Source organism: Photobacterium sp. GB-210, from assembly GCF_003026075.1.
GTDB lineage: Bacteria > Pseudomonadota > Gammaproteobacteria > Enterobacterales > Vibrionaceae > Photobacterium.
Genome location: NZ_PYNU01000009.1, coordinates 43,941 through 64,610 on the forward strand (window position 1 = coordinate 43,941; position 20,670 = coordinate 64,610).

Here is a 20,670-nt window from a genome sequence, read left to right on the forward strand (position 1 = left end):
TATTTATAATCAGTTAGCTAGCATTGCATTAATGGGCGCTAATACTACGACATTGTGAAAATATATCTAGTTTAGGTTCATAAACGTTGGTTTTTACGTCCATCATGCCAAGTAGTGAATGGAACAGATAATCTTGTGAATATCCACCGGCTTGTGCTTCTTTTTCTAAGCAAGCACGGTTAATGTGCTGATTTTTTTGGTATTCAGGTGATAACCATAATATCAGTGGCACAGTGGTTTGCTCTTTCGGTGCAATAGCATAAGGTAAACCATGCAAGTACACGCCATCTTCACCCAAAGATTCACCGTGATCGGCCATATAGAACATCGCTGTATTGGCATGATGATCATCTTGCTTCAACATATCAATCACTTGGCTCAAGATATAGTCGGTATAAACAATGGTGTTATCGTAGGTATTCTTTACCTGCTGCTGAGTACAGTTTTGCAAATCGCTGGTATCACAGGTAGGGGTAAACACTTTAAATTTAGCAGGATAACGATCGTCATAGGTTGGCCCATGACTACCTATAATATGCAGCACAATAAAGGTATCTTGCTTCGCATCATCAATGTATTGCTGCAGGCCTTTCAATAAGATTTGATCGTAGCACGAGCCGTTATGGCACAAGCTAGGATCAATTTCAGCACTCATCTCAACATGTTTAATGCGATCACATGCCCCTTTACAACCACCATCATTATCTTTCCATAACACATCAATCCCCGCGTGGTGCATCACATCTAATACGCCATCTTGGTGACGTGCGGTCATTGGGTTGTAGTTCGCTTTAGTCATATCAGAGAACATACAAGGCACAGAAGCTGCCGTTGCCGTACCGCAAGATTTAACATCTTTAAAGCTGATCACATTCAATTTTGCCAGCTCAGGGTTGGTATCACGATCGTAACCATTGAGTGAATAGTTCATCGAACGTGATGCTTCACCTAATACCATCACCACCACATTCGGTTTACCTGTTTTTTCAGAGATAACAGCGTGTTCATTTACCGCATCAGTGCCAATGTGTTTAAACGGCATCTTCGCTTCAATTAACTGGTACTGCGCATAACGATAAGTGGCTGACAAATAGTTAGTTGGGTTAATCAGCGCCTTAATTTCAGAGTGGTTACGAACCAAAGACGCATAATCTTTATAATACCCAGCAGCAATCAAGCCAATCACTAGCAACGAGACAACAATCGATCCTAATTTTGACAGTAATTCTTTAAAAAAGGGCTTAAATTGTACTTTCATCGACGTAAAGATGATGGCAGGAATAATCCCGATAACCAATAACCATATCCCACCACCGAGCGATAGATAACTGGTCGCTTCACCGGTATTCGTCTCAAAAATATTAACGATCATACCGTAATCGAAAAATACGCCATAGCTGTACATACCATAGGTTGCTAGTGCCGACAGAATAATCAGTACAGGGATCAAAACACGATATATCTTCGGCCAAATAAGTAAGGTAAAGATGATATTTAATGCCGCACAAATAAAGATCGGTATGGATATGGCAAAAATAAGACTATTTGGCGGATTGGCTTCAAATAATTCAGTGATATGTCGCCATAACGCAATATTTTGTATCGCCGTAAAAAACAGTGCGATTAAAAGCGTATATAGCACACTCGTTAAACGAAATTTCATGTGTCTATTCCCAAGAGTATTTATCATCATTTGGTATGGCGTGAACATTGGCATTCCAGTTCACAATTAACGTCATGCCAACCTTGGCGAATCTGTTCCATTTTGGCGGCGAATTATATCTATAAATTCATACAATTAACCAATAACTATATAAATTGCTTTATATCTTAAATGCAAACAAAGATTCAGCTAATGGATAGTGACGTTTTCATACCATCTTCTTTTCACCTTTTAGTAAATATAGAAGATGTACGATAACTGCACCCATGTCGAAAAAAGGTCAAAGCAATATATTCACGCGTTGAATTATGAATAAATAAGCTGTTTACATCCTGACAGGAGATAGAACAAGATACAGTTTTCACCGCTTTGATATAAAAAACGCCAATACGTTCTCTGTATTGGCGTTGGAGTTATCAACATTAGGGGGATTAATGCTGAATCAAATTAACTTTTCACTGAACGACTTATTTCAAAAAGTCGTTGTATAGCATGTAAAGGTGAGCAGAACTCCATGAGAAGTTATTTGCGCCCTGCACCGCCCCTGTTTCAGGGTTGTAATTTTCCTGAATCGGAAGCTGCTTAGTTAAACCTTCTGCATTAGTAAAAAGTTTATTTACCATCTCATGCGCTTCTTTGGTATAGCCATAATTCGCCATCCCCTTCACACCAAAATAAAACTGATCAATCCATACTCGACCACGCCAGTAAATATCGGCACCATAAGCTGGGTTATCAGCCGATGCAGTCCCCAGTGGCACTGTCGTATTAAACTTTCTGGTATCCATCATGTTTGCAACGACCGCTTTAGCTGTCACTTCTGTTGCAGCACCATTAAACAGCGGTGACCAACCTTCAGCACCCATGCCTCGTTTTACAATTGGCTTACCCGCGCAACCATTATTTAATTCTTTCGCTTCAGAACTATCAATATTGATGTCGTAGTAGAAACCAGTGTCAGTATCAAACATACATTTATTAATGTAGTCCCTAGTCTCTACTGCTTTTTGCGTAAAGGTTTCTGCGGCATCGCTATGACCTAATACCTCAGCAATTTGAGCAAGATATTTGTTATCGCTGTACCAGTATGAAGCTTGGTCGACCGATTCTTGCATCAGTGAGTAACCAATCACTTCACCAGATGCGTCTTTGTTCTCACTGAACTTCACCTGCCAATCTTTTTTCGCCAGATTCAGTTTTGCAGTATTAACCGCATCAGTATTACGGTAAGTCACAGTCTTAGCATTGATATTATAACTATTATCAAACTCGTACTTCTTTTTCGCATAACGACCTAGCTGATCGATGGTAGCAATTTCGTCAGAATCAGTCAGCCCTTGCGCATCAGCAATAGTGTCGATAAAACCAAATACCGCGGCATCATCACGACCTGACTCCCAAGACGCTGCAGTCTGTGCAGGGCTGCTAATATCAACGTAATTGCCCGACTCTAACAGTGCATTGTAATTATCAATACCATAAGCCACTTGCCATTCTGTATCGCCTTCTAACTTATATTTGTAAATAAGCTGGCCATCTTTCGTGTGCTCAGGATCCACTGCCGCACCGTATTCAGGAATACCGTTCTTATTAGTATCACGTGCAGTTAACCACCAATCATGGTATGCCACTAACTGTGGGTACATCTCTTCAAGCCATGCTTTGGCATCACTTGGACGGTTATATTTATCTTTCAGCGCTGTGTAGACTTCCCATACCGCCCATGACGCCAGTGATGGTTTGGTATTACGCTCATTCCATGTTTGTGCATCATTAAATTCGGTTATACCCAATGCATCTCCACGTTGCTGAGACATGTTCATACCCACCACATCAAGCAAATAGCCTTTATCATATGGACGTAACACATCGTCAGCTTTCACTTGGTGTTCAAACACTGTGCGAATGTTTTCCATCGCAAGATCAGGATTGAAATGCGCCATTGCATACGCTTGTTTCCACGTATCCCACGGCCACGTTAAGTTACCAGAGAACCAACGTGCGGTTACCGATGGCGTTACTGTATCATGGCTTACCATACCAGCGGGGCTGCGCCAGTTACCAGTTAAGGTTTCAATCGCTTTCACTGCAACCCGCTCTTGTTCTGTCGTTGCATTGTCATTTACTAAACCATGACTTAAGTAACTTTCCCAACGACTAGTGGTCGCATTCATATATTTAATAGGATTTTTCAAAATATCAGCCACAACTGGCTGCTCTTGTTTCCACTCATCCGCCGTTAAAGTATGACTAAAGACGGTATAGATCTTGGTTTCTTTTTCATTACCAATATCTGACGTTGATTGATATTCCAAACCCTTTACTGTTGTTTTAGCGGCAATACTGCGATCAATATAAAAAGCTGAATCACCACGGGTTCTCACCCACCATGAGTCACGCTCTTTACCAAACTGTAGAGTAATATTCCCATGATTATCCGTTGTTAAAGTACGCGTTAAATCAGGTAATTGTTCAGCGACTGTTGCTTCATAACATTCTTGCTTATCATCTTTATCTAATTCACTGCATACTGGCTTTTCAACACCATCTAGGGCGTAGAAACGTTCAACTAATTTGCCGTCCCACAATAACGTAAGATCTTGACCACTATTATTAGTAACGGCCGTCTCAACCAATGAGGAACGAGAAGAAACAAACTGCAATGTCATCTCAACACGAATATCATCGGCGGTTAATGTTTGAATTAATGCGCCCGGAATACTGTAAGCAACAGCTTTAAAATCAACAGGCTGACCATCTTTTAAAATAGATAATTTATCGAAATACTCTGCTACCGAAGTATTATATTCTTCAGCGATAGCCGTCACACCAAAGCCACCTTTATTTTCTGGATTTGCTTTTAAATCTGGTAATAGGTGACCATGCCACGCGCCGTCATCATGTAATGGCGTATAAGCCATGTGATTACCCGCTCCAACTTCTGCAAGGTGTTTTGGTGTACCTGTGCGATCAATAATGTCTTTAAACTGCAGGGCTAATTCTGGTTTCTTTTTCTCTTCAGACGATGAACTAGACGAATCATCACTATTACAGCCAGCAGTCAATAATAAAGAGCCGATCACTGCGGCAAGTAATGTTTTCTTAGTTACTATTGGATTATTCGTCATTGTTACACCTTCAATATAAAGAGACATTCCACATGGAATTAATATTATTTTTATGGGTAGAGTATTTTGGTATTGCGCTATAAGCGGAGGGAATATTAAAGACAAATAAAAACACTAAAATTGAAGTAAATCACATAAATAAACCTACTTAAATTCAGCTTAAGTATGGAATGTAACAATCATATACAAGTATAAGAAATAAAATCCATTATATTTTTGAAGTAAATTCACACTATTAATTTATATAGGTTGATTATCTTTTAATCTGAATAAAAACGATAAATAAAAATTAGATCTTCTCCTCAAATAATCATGTTAACTATGATATTTGTTCTACAAACATCCCTTATTAAAAATAAGTTATGTAACATTAGTAACAAGAACAAGGTGTAAAGTAACAATTGAAATTACTATTTTTTGTTTTATTTCTTGATAAATATCACAGTCATTTACTTACATAATATAAATATACTTCCTTAATTCTTTTCCATTAACTATCCAATCCTTTAATTTTTCGGAAAAAGCAGCAAAAATTAACTATTGATGTACAAAAAATTCTTCCTTTTTATTGCATTAATGCTCAAAAATAACCTCGTTGATAAATAGACTACATTTATAACAACATACATCACCATTTATATTTGACGATAAAAACCCTAATCAAGCGTATGAAAAAGGCCAAGTGTTACCCACTTGGCCTTCATTAAAATCATTAACCTATTAAAGAACGAAACATAAGCGAATGTTTACTTTATATTTTCACCGCAGGATCGGGGGCTAGATGATTGAAATCAACCATTTTGCTGTAATTAAACACACGAATATTTTTATCGTGTATCTGATCTAAAGTTAATGGCATTACTTTTTTTGATTCAATCCCAGTCCAATCTGAAAATAACGATAAAAAGTGATAAGCACTAACTTGCTTTTTCAACATCTCATGTTGCTTGCTATCACTTGATAAAATAAAGAATGGCACTTCATAATTTGATTTATGATCCTCTCCGTGTACTAAATAAACATCTTTACCTTTGTTATTTTTATCGCTTAAGCCATGATCAGAGAAATACATTAATGAATATGATTGCTGACTATTTTTTAATATCCCTACCATATTTTTCATTAGCGCATCAAATTCTCGATATGTTGATAAATAACAAGACAGTTGTTTATCTTTTAAATGATAATCATCATGCTTTATTCGACGACAAAATTTTGCGTGTGATCCCATTAAATGCACAACAATCAACTTATGCTGCTTCGTTGGTTCCAGCAAAGCCTGTTTAAATAAAGGTAACAAATCGGAGTCTTGATAATTAATTGAACCATTAAAACTGCCATTTTTCAAAAAATGCGTTTCATTACTTAAAATTGCAAATTTTGAAATAGGCGTATCATAACGTCCTATTTTTCCTTGATTAGATAACCAGTACGTTTTAAACCCTGCGCTATTAGCAAGATTAATAAAGTTAATATTAGGCTTGAACGTTATCCCTTGGCTTAAAGAAAGCGTACGTGGTAATGAAGTTGTTGTATTTGGTGCCGTTGAAATATAGCCATTTAAAAACAAGCCATTGGCAGTATCTAAGTACGGGGTTGTCTTCGCTGGATAACCATATAATGACATATAGTCACGACGCATACTCTCACCAATAACAACAATATAGTTTTGATATTGAGGTGTAACCTGCTGAATATCCAAATTCACTTTATGCGAGAAAGCAGCCTCAAGTGCCTTTTCTTGCACAAAGTAATCAGTAACAGATTGATAGCCGCGTACAAAAAGATGGTTATAAGGTGAAAAATAGAGAAGTACCAATCCAATGACTAACGGAATATCATGTTTAAGTTGATAAGATGTTTTCTTAAATGCAAAGACAAGAATTAAAATAAATAAACTGGCTGACCAAGGAATAATATCCGATGGAATATTTGAAATAAACTCTAATGCTTCTTGCTTGTTCGTATCTAATAATGACGCAACAGATCCAATATTAGGTGAACCATAAATCATACCTACTGGTAAATAAAGCCAACTTATAATAAACAATGGTAATAACAAGCAGTATTTTACTTGCTTATATCCAGCGAGGATCATAACACCAACACAATACACCAATAATGATAACAAGTAATTGTGGTGCTTTGCTCCCATTGCAGTGGTCGATAATACAACAAGAAAAATTGATATTATAAGATCAAAGAGAAAGCGCTTATTTTTTATAAGCATTCTTATTTTTTGTTTCACGGTAAGCCACGATATTCTAAAAACTAAGTGGAAGATATTAACATATAAGAAAAAGAAAAAGGCACGTTTAACGTGCCTTTATCATTATGATGATAGCTAGAAGAGCTAAACTTCTGTTTTTATATCTTTAACTTCTTCTGAAACTTTTAATTCTTTAATTAAAGAAACTATCGTCCATCCCGCCTTCACAGCAAATTCATCGTTAACCGTATATGTATAAATATAACCTTTAGGATCAATCGCAAACATTGGAATAAGTTGACTTGCTTTATACTGCGCGTAGTAATCTTCTAACGTAAAGTTATCACTCAACTTAGTATGTTTAATCTCACCACCTTGGTTAATCAAACTCGCTAATTTCTTATAGCTAATATCTTCACCAAATAAAGCAGCACCATTATGCGCTTGAGATGCTGAGTGTTTCTCTAAACCACTATTATGCCGACGCCCGTTCAAACGGAACACATTACGGCTACCAAAGTCACTTTCAAAGTGCATAGCTGCTACTGCATTAAAATGCTTATCTGGTGTTAACGCTAATAAATGGCCAATACCAATCACATCTAAATACTCATCAGCATGGCTTGATACGGCATTACCGTAATAGGTTTCAAGCCCAGCCATACGTGCGGCACGAATATAATCCCAATTAGAATCTGTCACCACGACACGGCAATCATATTTTTTTAATGCTAACGCAATAGTGCGCGCAACGTCATTCGCACCAACAATTATAAAGCCTTTAGGTGAAGGCTCCGCAACGCCCAGTAACTTAGCCATTGGTCGCGCAGTTAAACTTTGCAAGACCACTGTGCCAATAATCACCATAAAGGTTAGTGGGACTAATAGTTCTGCACCTGCTACCCCATCGTTTGAAAGCTTTAACGCAAACAACGCTGAAATAGCTGCCGCAACAATACCTCGTGGCGCTACCCAAGCTAAAAACAGTTTTTCTTTAAAGGCTAACTGACTAAACATAGTGGAAATGAAAATAGATACTGGGCGTGACACCAGTTGAATCACCACAAATACAGCGATAGCTCCCCAACCTAATGCATGGAAATCAGACATTTGAATGCGTGATGCTAGGATCAAGAACAAACCAGAAATCAGTAAGATTGTTAAGTTTTCTTTAAAGTGCAAAATATGCTGAATATTGACGTCTTTCGCATTCGCCAGCCACATGCCCATCACTGTAACAGCCAATAATCCAGCTTCTGGCTCTAACGCATTAGCCGCTGAAAATACTCCAAGTACTAATGCTAAAACAGCAAACGGTTGGAGATATTCTGGCAGTAAATGACGACGTAATACATGCGCTAATAGCCAACCTGCAACACCACCGAGCACCAGACCCACCAGCAACATAAGACCAAAAACTTCAACACTATGGATGGTGCTACTAGAGACGATAAACTCATAAACAATAACAACGAAAATTGCACCAATGGGATCAATTAAAATCCCTTCCCACCGTAAAATATTAGCAAGTTTGGCTTGTGGCCTAACGGTACGTAATAGCGGCACAATCACCGTCGGCCCTGTTACAACTGTCATAGAACCAAACAGCAAGGCTAATGGCCAACTAAAATCCAATAAGTAATGAGTAGCGACACTGGTGATCATCCATGTAATGATTGCCCCAACAGTGACAATAGATTTTACATTACGCCTTACATTTTTAATTTCATCAAAATTTAGGGTCAAGCTGCCTTCAAATAGAATCACAGCAACTGATAATGAAATTAATGGAAACAGTAAATCACCAAATAAAATATTAGGGTTAAATACTCCTGTCACAGGCCCTATTATTAATCCAGCCATCAATAATAATAAAATAGCTGGCAATTTCATTCGCCATGCTAACCATTGACAGCTCAGGCCTAAAACACCTAATCCCGCGATAGTTAGGCCAATCATTTCTTCATGCATGAGGTCATACTCTATAGCTTAATACACATCACATTATTTATGTGATTTTAAAATATAACGAATATAGCTCGCTATATTCTTATCTGCCCAATATAACTAAAGCTATTGTTTGCCACTACCTGACTAATAAATGGGTGCTGAGTTCAACCTTATCATTTTGTTGCTCATATTTAGAACAAATAGATGACAAAAATGAGGATTTCAAAACAAGGATAAGATAAAGAGACGAGACTATTTGTTGCCATTTTTACGCAAATAAGTCACTTAGAAACAAACAACCAAAAGTAAAAAATGAGATCTCAATAACGCTATAAGCATAAATAATTGCCTGTGGGTATCTTAGGGCTATTCTTCTTGCACAGGAAGATTATAAGGTTATCAGTATGGCTACATTAAATATTACATTCGCTGCAAATGAAAAGTTCATTGCTAAGATCCCTCCAACTCACGAACTGCAACTTTGGAAGATGGTTGCAATTTCTTTAAAAGAAGAAGATGAAGCTAATGACATCTACAGCTTTTTAAGTATTGATGATCACTCTTTTAAAGTGCCTCAACACCTAGGTGAAACCATTTATGTTCAGTACCAACATTATTTTTTATAGCCTTTTCCTGAATCTCTAAATGAAGTTATTCAACCTGTTTTACAAAAGTCGATATTGCATCGGCTTTTTTTCTATCATCTTATCTTATTTAAACGGCTCTAATAGCTAACTCTAAATATTCATAACCTCAACCAGCTTATTTATAATAACTATTCAAAAAATTCTGATAAGCAAGCGGTATTTTGGGATATTAATGCCATAAAAACCGCATAACTATTGCTTAAAGGAATAGTTATGCATATCATCGCTCAACTTTACCACTGTATTATTCCGCATGGCCATTTTAACAATAAATTTCAATAGTGATGAAAAACTCATCGCTGATATACCACTAAATCGTGAATTACAATTATGGAAAACAATTGCGATAGCTATCAACTCCATTGATGAGGATGAGCGTGACTGTACCTTGTGTATTGATGAACATTCATTCCAATTGACTTACTACCTTAGTGAGTTAATTTACTCTCAATACCAACACTACTTCTTATAAAACACTTTGTTATATCGTGATTTATTACTATTGAATTGGAAAAAAGCCGATATTACTATCGGCTTTTCTTTAGATTTTTTATTTGATTAAAAGTGCAGTTAGCGTAATTGACGAGAGCGGAAGTTACGACCTTTAATTCGACCGTTTTCTAACTTCTTCAATGCAGCACGTGCAACTTCACGCTTCACTGCTACATAAGCGCAGAAGTCAAAGACATTAATTTTACCCACATCACTACCAGCGATACCATTTTCACCCGTCAATGCACCTAAAATATCCCCCGGACGGACTTTCTGTTTTTTACCGCCATCAATCATTAACGTTACCATTTCAGGGCGGAACGTTGGTTGATCTAATAGATGCTCGGCTGGTAACGCTTCACCTGAGATTGGGCGATCTAGGTAATCTTCAAGTAATGCGATTTTATAATGTTCTTTATCGCTAAATAACGAACAAGCAATACCTTTACTACCTGCACGACCAGTACGACCAATACGGTGCACATGCACTTCAGTATCACGTGCTAAGTGATAGTTAATCACCGCATCAAGATTATCAATATCAAGGCCACGTGCAGCCACATCAGTTGCCACTAGAATTGAACGGCTTTTATTAGCAAACAATACTAAAGTACGATCACGTTCACGCTGCTCTAAATCACCGTGTAATGCAATTGAGCTAAAGCCGTAATCTTCAAGATCATCAGAAATTTCTTGTGCTTCACGCTTGGTATTACAAAAAATCACACATGACTCAGGGCGATGCTGGCTAAGTAACAAACGTACAGCACGTAAGCGGTCATCATTACTCTCTACTTTATAAAAGTGCTGAGAGATGCTGCTATTATCGTGGTTAGATTCAACTTTCACTTCAACAGGGTTACGCATAATACGTTTTGCAATAGAAGCAATTTGAGTTGGATAGGTTGCACTAAACAGCAGTGTTTGGCGATCGCTTGGCGCAACATCAATGATGGCATCTAATGAGTCTTGAAACCCCATTTCTAACATACGGTCAGCTTCATCAAGCACTAACGTATTTAGCTCATCTAAACATAGAAAGCCTTTACGCACGTGTTCTTCTACACGACCAGGCGTGCCCACAATAATATGCGCACCATGTTCTAATGAACCAATCTGTGGCCCGAAAGGTGTACCGCCACATAATGTTAAAACTTTAATATTGTGAATTGCACGAGCTAAGCGACGAATCTCTTTCGCTACCTGATCGGCAAGCTCACGCGTTGGGCATAATACTAGCGTCTGCACACGAAAGCGTTTTACTTTTAGATTCTGTAGTAATCCCAAGCCAAATGCTGCTGTTTTACCTGAACCTGTTTTACCTTGAGCAATAACATCTTTTCCCTCAAGAATTAAAGGTAGGCTTTGCGCTTGGATCGGCGTCATTGCGTCGTAACCTAATGACGTTAAGTTACTGAGCAAATCAGGGTTAAGGTTTAACGTAGAAAAAGCAGTCTGGCTCAAAATTATTTCCTGTATACAACTAACACACCATAGCGTGTTTTTAGAATATCAGCATGTTGATTTAGCAAGCATGCGTAAGGGGTGCGACACTAACAGCTAATGGGCATGCTGACAATCTACTTCAACAGGATCAACCCATTTGTTTATTTAGCGCTGCGCTAATATCTCTTTCCATTGACCGACCAAAACCAAACTTTCGTCATATCAACGTTATCTTTTAAAACGTTAAGCAATATGTATTCACTAGAATCCAACAAATAACGCTTAAAATGAATAACAAATCAAAATAAAACCATTATAATCAATAAATATATTGCCAAAATACTCATTAAGAATACAATCCACAAAAAACACCACTCAATTGAATGATGTATGAGTTATCCCCGATGAAAAAGAATGGTTTTACGTTAATAGAACTTGTCGTTGTTATTGTTATCTTAGGTATTTTAGCAGTAGTCGCTGCGCCTAAGTTTATGAACCTACAAAATGATGCCAGAGATGCCTCATTAAGAGGGCTTGAAGGATCATTAAAATCCGTATTTGGAACAACGTATTCTAAACTAGCCGTTGCAGGACTAGAGAATGAGCCTTACGTTGCAACACGAAATAAAGGTAGTTATGACGGTGCGGGAGTTTATGCCGCAGATCTAAAAATCCCCGGCTGTTCGAGTAAACCTGGTCATGACTGTGTATTTGCTTATGGCTATCCACTTAATGATAGCGGCACATTAAAGAACTTAATTGATAATTTTAATACTGACTGGCGTATTACCAATCATGCAGGAGAAAACAGAATCACCTTTAAACAATTTGCTGAACAAGCAAAGAATGATGAAGGTCACTTCATCGGTTATAAAATGAATCGTGATAACTGTTACCTAACCTATACTCCTGCATCATCAACAGCATCAGGTTATAAGCTAACGTTTACTCCTTGCAAATAGCCCAAACATAAAAATGCCGAGCATATTGCTCGGCATTTTTCTATTTAACAGCTATACCTTATTGCTTAGCAAGTTTCGCTGCAGCTTTACCTTGTTCTTTGATCTCACCGTTTTTCAAACGTAGTAGGTAATCTTTCAAATCACGTTTTACTTCTGGTGCCATGATGTATAGACCGACAATGTTAACCAGTGCCATTGAGAAGATCATTGCATCAGAGAAGTCGATAACAGGACCTAGGTTCATTGATGCACCGATAACAACGAAAGTACAGAACATCAGTTTAAACGCCATCTCCGCTTTCTTACTTTCACCGAATAGGTACGTCCACGCTTTAAGGCCATAGTAAGACCAAGAGATCATGGTAGAAAAAGCAAACAGAACAACCGCGACAGCAAGTACCAATGGGAACCAAGAAATTGAGCTACCAAATGCTGCTGAAGTTAATTCTACACCTGCAAGGCCTGAACCTAATTGACCCGTAATAATGATAACCAAGGCAGTCATAGTACAAATCACAACCGTATCGATAAACGGTTCTAACAGAGAGACATAACCTTCAGAAATTGGCTCTTTGGTTTTAACTGCTGAGTGAGCAATCGCCGCTGAACCCACACCCGCTTCATTCGAGAACGCTGCACGTTTAAAGCCTTGGATTAGCACACCAATCACACCACCAGTAATACCTTCACCGGTAAATGCACCATTAATAATTTGGGCAAAGGCATCATCAATCAGATTGTAGTTCATCACTAGGATAACGACTGCTGCACCAACATAAGTAATCGCCATGAATGGAACAACTTTCGCTGTTACTTTAGCAATCGACTTAATACCACCAATGATAACGAATGCCACCAATAGCGCGAGGATCAAGCCAAACAACCAACCTTTATCAGCAAAGAAAGATAAATCGCCACCCGTTACACCAACAACTTGCTTATACGCTTGGTTGGCTTGGAACATGTTACCACCGCCTAACGCGCCACCAATCGCAAAGATTGAAAACAGAACCGCAAGCGTACGACCTAATGCTGCATTGCCACGTTTTTCTAAACCTTGGCTTAGGTAGTACATAGGACCACCAGAGACAGTGCCATCTGGATTATAAGTACGGTACTTAACGGCAAGTGAACACTCAACAAACTTAGTCGACATGCCCAGTAAGCCTGCAAGGATCATCCAGAACGTTGCACCAGCACCACCAATTGTCACAGCAACAGCAACACCTGCAATATTACCTAAACCAACAGTACCAGAAAGCGCTGTCGATAAAGCCTGAAATGGGGTGACATCACCACTGTCTTTAGGATCAGCATAATCCCCTTTAACAATTTTAACGGCGTGTTTAAAACCACGAATATTGATAAAGCCCATGTAAGCGGTAAAAAATACAGCAGCGACAACAAGCCAAAGTACAATCCATGGCGCTTTAACATCCGTAAAAGGAAGCGGAATGGAAGAGAAAATCATTCCAACAAAAGGGTTAACAATCGGGGCAACAACCTCATTAATCTTCTCATCAAGAGAGCTAGCAAAGGTGCTACCTGATGCGCCAAGCATGGCTGCCGTCATTAAAATTTTATTCATACAACATCCTTGTTTGAATATACAAAATTCATATTTGTAGTTTTACATTTTGTTTACACTTTTAACATAGCAACATCCTAAATTTGAATAAAGCCCCAATCATAAGAGTATGAAACAAGCATTGCATATCGCAAAAATAACAATCAACTTACTTGCCAACAAAGAACAAGAAAATAAAAAACACAAAATAAACAACAAGATAAAAAACAATAAGGAAGGATATGACGCTATTTTTAGAATGGGAGTCAAACAAGCAGGTGAGAATAATCATCATATAAATCGCATATTTCTTACAAAAAAATCGCGAATTATGGAGAATATCTTACACAGATTAGTATTTTTATCTGCATAAATGAGATGACTATCGGATAAAGAAAAGAGTACTAGCACAAAATAAAGAATAAAAAATCAATATTAGTGAATATAATATCAACACAATCACCTAGGTAGCCTTGCTAGAGCGATTATTTACCATGAAATAATATTCTTTATTTTACCGGCCAGCCCCCTTTGAAATCAGAATAATCATCCAAAATAAAGATTAAATAAAACTTATTAAACGGAAACAGCAAGTAGCGGAATACCGATCCAAAGTACGGATGCAAAAATGAAGAAAAAGAAATAAGTAGACTTAAATGACATGATTCAGACCTCGATTTAATCTTTATGTACTGCATTTTATACCTTTTAGTTATTCTCGTATGTTCAAAAAATCAGTCGTTAGTTTTCAATTTTAGTAAACAAGATAAAGCATAAAATGCTTGCTAGAAAAAGATTAGAGGGATATTGTTTCCTCTATGGAATTACGATTAAGTTCACCTCACCTCTTTCTTTGTTGGTGGCGCTCTTACTAGAGCGGCGCTGAACTAACACACCTTATTTTTATGTTCATACGCTGCCGGAAGGTTTGCCATGAACAATTATGATCTTGTTTCAGTCCTCTCCGGTAGCAACAATTATTTTCTGGAGAAGACTATGACAACATCAGCACAAAGCACTAACGTGATTCTTACTGGCGATCGAGCAACAGGTCCACTTCACCTTGGCCACTATGTGGGTTCCCTTGAACAACGCATTCAACTACAACATCAGTACCAACAAACCATTCTTGTCGCTGATATGCAGGGACTGACTGATAATGGGCATAACCCACAGAAAGTCGCATCGAATATTTTAAACGTGGTAGCCGATTATCTCGCCGTTGGTATCGATCCCAACTTAACCACGATTTGTTTACAATCATCACTGCCAGCGTTAGCCGAACTAACAATGTACTACTCAAACCTAGTATCGATTTCTCGACTTGAACGTAATCCAACCGTTAAAAATGAAATTCAATCTAAAGCATTTGGTCGTTCCATTCCTGCCGGGTTTTTAACTTATCCCATTTCTCAAGCGGCTGATATCACGGCATTCAAGGCTAATTTGATCCCTGTCGGTGATGATCAATTACCCATGCTAGAGCAAACCAACGAAATCGTAAGAAAAATTAACCATATCGCTGGTAAAGAGATCTTAGTCGAATGCCAAGCACTATTGAGTAATGTGGCACGCCTACCGAGTACTGACGGTAAAAATAAAATGTCGAAATCAATGGGAAATGCCATCACATTAGGCGCAGACAGTAAGCAAATTAGCCAAGCGGTGAAATCAATGTACACAGATCCAAACCACCTACGGGTTGAAGATCCGGGGAATATTGAAGGGAATGTGGTGTTTACCTATCTTGATGCTTTTCATCCAGATCAAAGCTATGTCGCTGAACTAAAAGAGCATTACCAACGTGGTGGTTTAGGTGATGGTACAACAAAGAAAATCTTAGAGGCGTGCTTACAAGACTTAATTACGCCTATTCGTCAACGCCGTGAAGAATACTTAAATGATAAAGCCTATTTAGTTGAAGTATTGAAAAAAGGCACCGAAAAAGCCAATCAAGAAACTCAGCTCGTATTACATGATGTGAAAAGCGCATTTGGGCTTAACCTTTTCTAATGGTTTCGGATATCGAAGTCACTTGGGTATAAAGGCAGCTATGTTTATACTGACTCGATTTTCAGATAAACATAGCCGTCCAATCACACAGTGCAGTTATATGGCAACCATCGAACTCGAACAAGACTACTACCTTCACAACTTTAAGGCGTTACTTAAAACCGTAGAGCAGTATCATGCTTCATTATTAAGTACTGATGAAAAGCACTGGCTGCAATCTTTCCACCAGCTTTCAACCGATGCGCAAATGTTGCTGATCCGCTTATTATCACGTAAAGGGATCTTATTTCGTTTTAACAAACTTAATTATGACGAAATTACAAATATCGACTTAGCCAAAGATGCGCTGATTCATGCTCATTTTATTAGTCAAGAAATCACCACTCTTCACCAGCAGCAAGTTATCAGCATCAGTGATATTTTCTCACTCTATACCAAACCTGAACTACAGCGTTTATTCCCAACCCTTATTGAAAAAACAGATAAGAAAGCTGAAATACTATTTAAATTAGAGAGCCATGATGATAGTGAATACTTGCTTGGTTTCATTCGCGAGCCACTTGTCATGGTGCAACAACAAACCCTGCTCGCAAAGTTTCTATTGCTGTTTTTTGGTAATAGCCATCAAGATCTTAGCCAATTTGTATTAAGTGATTTAGGGCTCCATAAATTTGAAAATTACCGGATTGATGCCAGCACGCAACTGTTCCACACCACAAAACAAGTCGACCAATGGCTGACACTAACCCAATTATCCGACTTATATTGGCGTGCCCATGAAACGAAAGACTACGATACTATTTCTTCCCTTGTACCACTATTGCCAAAGGCTACTTCATGGTTGCCTCTCGAAAATAAACGCCAAAAACTGATCAATCATATGGCGCGAGATTTAGAGCGAAATCATCAATATGACATAGCACTTGCTCTCTTTCGTCAAACTGAACGTACGCCAAGCCGTGAGCGACAAGCACGAATACTCATGGCGCAGCAGCAATACCAAGCAGCCTACGATGTCGTGAAAAATATTCAGTATGATGCGAAAAATGAAGATGAATACGGCGTAAGTCTGAGGTTAGAGAAAAAGCTCGCAAAGTCAGTCAATCACATTTTTACAGCTCCAAAAACGTTTGCTCCAAAAGCGATACAACTGCAACTTGCGAATCCTGAACACCAAAGGGTTGAACACTGCACTGCTGGCTATTTTGAGTCTCAAGGTTGGACGGTGTTCTATCTTGAGAACCAATTTCTCAACAGCCTTTTTGGGTTAGCAATGTGGGATATTATCTTTGCCCCCATCAAAGGCAGCTTTATTAATCCTTACCAATTAGCGCCACTGGATATGTTCAATTCAGAGTTTTACCTCAAGCGAAAAGACATAATTGATGAACGCTTACAAGCGATTGAACAAGGTCACTATGATGGCTTGCAAACACACTTTGAGACAAAACAAGGGATCTCTAACTACTGGGTACATTGGGAGCTATTTAGTCAGCAAGCACTTACATTGGCTTTAAGCCATATACCACCAGCTCAATTAGCGGTAATGTTTCGTCGATTACTTAAAGACTTACGCCACCACCGCTCAGGAATGCCTGATCTGATCATGTTTAATGACACGGGTTATCAGTGGGTAGAAGTCAAAGGACCCGGTGATAAACTACAAGACCACCAATTACGTTGGCTCGCTTTTTTTGATCAACATAGAATTCCCGCACAAGTGGCTTATATTACATTTTCAGATCCTAACGAAGACTAAGCGAATAAATAGACGTTTTTTGCGTTAGCGTAATAAAAGCCTGCCGTAAATTCGATACCATGCTGCGATTAGCACTAACAGGTATGTTTATAATGAAAATAACTGTGGATGGCGGCTCATTTAAGGTCGCAATTGATACTGAGTACGAAGGCCTAGTCGCAGAAGCAACTGCGGTGTATAACGAAACATTAGAACAGGCAAAAACACCAGATAAGGCTATACTGCGCTTTCTTCAAATCATTCTTGAACACCGTGATAATGATGACGCTATCGGTTATGCCGTATTAGGCTTACTTGGCTGGTATAACAAAATAATTAATCCTGTTACAGATAAAGATATCGAGCTAAATCTACCCAAAATTCTACCGCATTTGCTAAATCCGACGGGTGATTTAACCGCATTCAATCCCATGGAAAAAACGATGTTCGCGCATTAATCATCGTATTGTAAGTGCCTATTGCTCAATACCGATAATAGGCATTATTGCGACACTTAAAACCTTAACCTTACGCTATTTACTCATGTCATTTATCCTCTGTAAGCCCTACGTGACGCTTATAAATATAAACTTTTTATCAGTAACTGTTTGTTTATGACACGCTTATAACAAACATGCTAGTATATCGTCATTGAAAAAAAGTCTACTATATGACGCTACTATTACCTCAGTAATAGTATGATATTATTGTTAATACCTGTTTCAACTCGGTACTCGAATGAACCAATCAGAACTATTATTAGACGTTAGTACTCACGCTTTACTACACCTAGAATTCAAAAAACTAGATAAACGACTAAGCCTTGCAGAAAAAAATAATATATTGGTTCAATACCTAAAGCCAATCGTCAAATCTCACCAGTATCGACGAGTAAAGAAGACGACGAAAAGCTGGCTACAAATGGGTAGAAGGCTAAATACCGATTTCGAAGCAACATTAAATCAAGAACGCGAACGTTTGCAGCAAATGAGCTCAACCGATCTCTACCAGTTTATTGCCCTGATTCAAGAGATCGAAACAGAGCTGGACACGAAAGCGCAGTATTCATTGGCACATGCCATTGATCTTAATGCGCGTTATGGCAAAGTCTTGGTCTGTGTTGTCGATGAAGATCTAACATCAAGCTTTGATGAAGATGGTTTAATGACCAAAGCAACGCAAATACTCTTTATTGGCGACGAAAAGTTGAAAGATCAATTTTCTTCAATTGTCGATAAGAGCACAGGCTTCCAATCTGTCATTGCTTATGAAGATGAAAACCATTTACGTATTGAGCTATTTCGTCTTTAAACAGCCTATTGTCGCCTAGCCGTCAGCTTATAATTCATCGCTGTTAAGCCTTTTCGAAAGACAATCGTAAAGGCTATCTTTGCTGTCCTCCCCCCTTTTTTTTCCAATATCATTTCCGCTCACTTATTTACAAATAAAGTTTACTTTAACCATCCAGATCACCACGTTTTTAACTATTTTAGACGAGATACACCTTTATCTTTATTAACGATACCTTTAGAGTATCCATCTTTATATTTTTGTAACAAGTTAGCTATGACGATAAAGAATTTAACAATAACACTCATGCTGTGTTCAACATTGAGCGCATGTTCTGTCATGAATCAACAAGAGTGCCAAACAGCTAACTGGCAAGCACTGGGTTACATGGATGGCTCTCAAGGTGCCTCTTCAACCCAATTTAACGAACGTAGCTCTGCCTGTTCGGAATACAATGTTCGCGCTGACTTTTCTCAGTATCAAGCCGGTTATCAAAAAGGCCTAATCAGCTACTGTACTGAAAGCCATGGCTTTTTTGTCGGATCTCATGGCAAGTCTTACCAAGGTGTCTGCCCGCAAAATACCGCCAAAGCGTTTGTAAAAGGCTATAACCATGGCCAGCAACTCTACACAGCGCAAGAAAATGTTTCTCGTGCAGAACGAGAATTGAGCTATGAGCAACATGAAATTGATAACCAAAAAGAGAAATTAAACGAGTTAAAAAACAGTTTAATTTATGACCAACTCACCCCACGTGAGCGCCGTGAAAAGCTTGATCAGATTGATGAAATAAATAATAGACCCAACGATCTGAAACGAAAGCAGCATCAACTTAACAAGTTAAAACAAGAACTTGAAAAAGTACGAGCACAAATGAATACATACTATTAAAACGGTATGAAAAAGCCCTTACTCTCGGTACAAAGTAAGGGCTTTAATTGTGATGGGTTTACTGGAGATACCATCAGCAATAAATAACATCCATTCTATCTATTACTTTTCCTTTCACACCATGATGGTTATGCAAAAGGAGTGCCTCCTTGATGGTATAAAACAATATCCGCTTATCTTTCTATGGTGATTTAGTCCAACAAACGGTCACTGTATTTATTCCATCAAGGTTAGCGGCGCATTTGTTTCTGGGTTAATTCAACTGCACGTAATTGTGCCATTGCTTTCGCCAGATCCATTTCCGCCATAGCGAAGTTAATATCATCAGCATGCTTGTTGATATTTTCTTCTGCGGCGCGTCGAGCTTCATCAGCGCGAGCCTTATCAATGTCCTTCCCATGCATTGCCGTATCGGCAAGTACAGTTACTACAGAGGGTTGGACTTCAACAATCCCGCCTGAGATATAAAGGATTTCTTCAGGATCCTTTAGATCAGTGACAAAACTCGCCACACCAGGTTTTAGTCGGCTCAATAAAGGAGAGTGACCAGGGCGTATACCCAATTCCCCATCAGAGCCAGAAATTGCCAGCGCATGAGCTGGGCCAGAAAACAATGGACCTTCTGCACTCACAATGTTGAGTTGGAACGTGTTTTCGGTTACGCCAATAGCCAT

16 protein-coding genes are annotated in these 20,670 nt (G+C 38.5%); 9 read left to right on the forward strand and 7 right to left on the reverse strand.

What is annotated here, in order from left to right; translation table 11 throughout:
* Positions 1-28: 28 nt before the first annotated feature.
* The 4 genes from eptA to C9J38_RS12355 form a co-directional block, all read right to left on the reverse strand.
* Positions 29-1,663 (reverse strand): phosphoethanolamine transferase EptA, encoded by a 1,635-nt coding sequence (eptA, locus tag C9J38_RS12340; protein WP_107207359.1) that lies wholly within the window; start codon positions 1,661-1,663, stop codon positions 29-31.
* Positions 1,664-2,130: 467 nt separating this feature from the next.
* A complete protein-coding gene (gene ygjK, locus C9J38_RS12345; protein ID WP_107207360.1) occupies positions 2,131-4,791 on the reverse strand; it encodes an alpha-glucosidase in 2,661 nt (886 codons plus the stop codon).
* A 751-nt stretch (positions 4,792-5,542) separates the two neighbouring features.
* Entirely contained in the window at positions 5,543-6,946 is a 1,404-nt protein-coding gene (locus tag C9J38_RS12350; protein WP_107207361.1) for a phosphoethanolamine transferase, read from the reverse strand.
* A gap of 198 nt (positions 6,947-7,144) precedes the next feature.
* Entirely contained in the window at positions 7,145-8,971 is a 1,827-nt protein-coding gene (locus C9J38_RS12355; protein ID WP_107207362.1) for a sodium:proton antiporter, read from the reverse strand.
* 383 nt (positions 8,972-9,354) lie between these two features.
* On the opposite strand from C9J38_RS12355, the gene C9J38_RS12360 reads away from it, so the two are divergent.
* Together C9J38_RS12360 and C9J38_RS12365 are read left to right on the forward strand one after the other, a co-directional pair.
* Positions 9,355-9,576, forward strand: coding sequence for a hypothetical protein (locus C9J38_RS12360; RefSeq protein ID WP_107207363.1), 222 nt, complete (start codon positions 9,355-9,357; stop codon positions 9,574-9,576).
* 274 nt (positions 9,577-9,850) lie between these two features.
* Entirely contained in the window at positions 9,851-10,069 is a 219-nt protein-coding gene (locus C9J38_RS12365) for a hypothetical protein (RefSeq protein ID WP_107207364.1), read from the forward strand.
* 98 nt (positions 10,070-10,167) lie between these two features.
* Here the strand turns inward: C9J38_RS12365 and dbpA are convergent, their stop codons facing one another.
* The gene (gene dbpA / locus C9J38_RS12370) at positions 10,168-11,553 is read right to left on the reverse strand and encodes an ATP-dependent RNA helicase DbpA (protein WP_107207365.1); all 1,386 of its coding nucleotides are present in this window, start codon (positions 11,551-11,553) and stop codon (positions 10,168-10,170) included.
* 386 nt (positions 11,554-11,939) lie between these two features.
* Here dbpA and C9J38_RS12375 point away from each other — a divergent pair, with 386 nt between their 5' ends.
* Positions 11,940-12,497: a type II secretion system protein gene (locus tag C9J38_RS12375; protein WP_045083127.1), complete on the forward strand. Its 558-nt coding sequence runs from the start codon at positions 11,940-11,942 to the stop codon at positions 12,495-12,497.
* Positions 12,498-12,555: 58 nt separating this feature from the next.
* Here C9J38_RS12375 and C9J38_RS12380 read toward each other — a convergent pair whose 3' ends face one another.
* Positions 12,556-14,085 carry a sodium:alanine symporter family protein gene (locus C9J38_RS12380; RefSeq protein WP_107207366.1) on the reverse strand — a complete coding sequence of 510 codons (1,530 nt, stop codon included), beginning with the start codon at positions 14,083-14,085 and terminating at the stop codon, positions 12,556-12,558.
* Positions 14,086-14,194: 109 nt separating this feature from the next.
* Here C9J38_RS12380 and C9J38_RS12385 point away from each other — a divergent pair, with 109 nt between their 5' ends.
* The 6 genes from C9J38_RS12385 (at position 14,195) to C9J38_RS12410 (ending at position 19,996) form a co-directional block, all read left to right on the forward strand.
* A complete protein-coding gene (locus tag C9J38_RS12385) occupies positions 14,195-14,437 on the forward strand; it encodes a hypothetical protein (RefSeq protein WP_107207367.1) in 243 nt (80 codons plus the stop codon).
* Positions 14,438-15,060: 623 nt separating this feature from the next.
* Entirely contained in the window at positions 15,061-16,077 is a 1,017-nt protein-coding gene (gene trpS / locus C9J38_RS12390; RefSeq protein WP_107207368.1) for a tryptophan--tRNA ligase, read from the forward strand.
* 40 nt (positions 16,078-16,117) lie between these two features.
* Entirely contained in the window at positions 16,118-17,836 is a 1,719-nt protein-coding gene (locus C9J38_RS12395; RefSeq protein ID WP_233218504.1) for a VRR-NUC domain-containing protein, read from the forward strand.
* Between the two features lie 92 nt (positions 17,837-17,928).
* On the forward strand, positions 17,929-18,273 hold the full coding sequence (locus tag C9J38_RS12400) for a hypothetical protein (protein ID WP_107207370.1): 345 nt from the start codon (positions 17,929-17,931) through the stop codon (positions 18,271-18,273).
* A gap of 280 nt (positions 18,274-18,553) precedes the next feature.
* A complete protein-coding gene (locus tag C9J38_RS12405; protein ID WP_107207371.1) occupies positions 18,554-19,126 on the forward strand; it encodes a DUF2913 family protein in 573 nt (190 codons plus the stop codon).
* A gap of 318 nt (positions 19,127-19,444) precedes the next feature.
* Positions 19,445-19,996 (forward strand): DUF2799 domain-containing protein, encoded by a 552-nt coding sequence (locus C9J38_RS12410; RefSeq protein WP_107207372.1) that lies wholly within the window; start codon positions 19,445-19,447, stop codon positions 19,994-19,996.
* A gap of 230 nt (positions 19,997-20,226) precedes the next feature.
* Here C9J38_RS12410 and C9J38_RS12415 read toward each other — a convergent pair whose 3' ends face one another.
* On the reverse strand, positions 20,227-20,670 hold the full coding sequence (locus C9J38_RS12415; protein WP_005366515.1) for a F0F1 ATP synthase subunit epsilon: 444 nt from the start codon (positions 20,668-20,670) through the stop codon (positions 20,227-20,229).

Bases quoted from the DNA above. Each gene is read 5' to 3' on its own strand.
- C9J38_RS12350 (WP_107207361.1), bottom strand. From the start codon at position 6,946: ATGGGAGCAAAGCACCACAATTACTTGTTATCATTATTGGTGTATTGT.
- C9J38_RS12405 (WP_107207371.1), top strand. From the start codon at position 18,554: ATGAACCAATCAGAACTATTATTAGACGTTAGTACTCACGCTTTACTA.
- ygjK (WP_107207360.1), bottom strand. From the start codon at position 4,791: ATGACGAATAATCCAATAGTAACTAAGAAAACATTACTTGCCGCAGTG.
- C9J38_RS12385 (WP_107207367.1), top strand. From the start codon at position 14,195: ATGAAACAAGCATTGCATATCGCAAAAATAACAATCAACTTACTTGCC.
- C9J38_RS12365 (WP_107207364.1), top strand. From the start codon at position 9,851: ATGGCCATTTTAACAATAAATTTCAATAGTGATGAAAAACTCATCGCT.
- eptA (WP_107207359.1), bottom strand. From the start codon at position 1,663: ATGAAATTTCGTTTAACGAGTGTGCTATATACGCTTTTAATCGCACTG.
- C9J38_RS12375 (WP_045083127.1), top strand. From the start codon at position 11,940: ATGAAAAAGAATGGTTTTACGTTAATAGAACTTGTCGTTGTTATTGTT.
- trpS (WP_107207368.1), top strand. From the start codon at position 15,061: ATGACAACATCAGCACAAAGCACTAACGTGATTCTTACTGGCGATCGA.
- C9J38_RS12410 (WP_107207372.1), top strand. From the start codon at position 19,445: ATGAATCAACAAGAGTGCCAAACAGCTAACTGGCAAGCACTGGGTTAC.
- C9J38_RS12395 (WP_233218504.1), top strand. From the start codon at position 16,118: ATGTTTATACTGACTCGATTTTCAGATAAACATAGCCGTCCAATCACA.
- C9J38_RS12415 (WP_005366515.1), bottom strand. From the start codon at position 20,670: ATGGCTATTGGCGTAACCGAAAACACGTTCCAACTCAACATTGTGAGT.
- C9J38_RS12400 (WP_107207370.1), top strand. From the start codon at position 17,929: ATGAAAATAACTGTGGATGGCGGCTCATTTAAGGTCGCAATTGATACT.
- C9J38_RS12380 (WP_107207366.1), bottom strand. From the start codon at position 14,085: ATGAATAAAATTTTAATGACGGCAGCCATGCTTGGCGCATCAGGTAGC.
- C9J38_RS12355 (WP_107207362.1), bottom strand. From the start codon at position 8,971: ATGCATGAAGAAATGATTGGCCTAACTATCGCGGGATTAGGTGTTTTA.
- C9J38_RS12360 (WP_107207363.1), top strand. From the start codon at position 9,355: ATGGCTACATTAAATATTACATTCGCTGCAAATGAAAAGTTCATTGCT.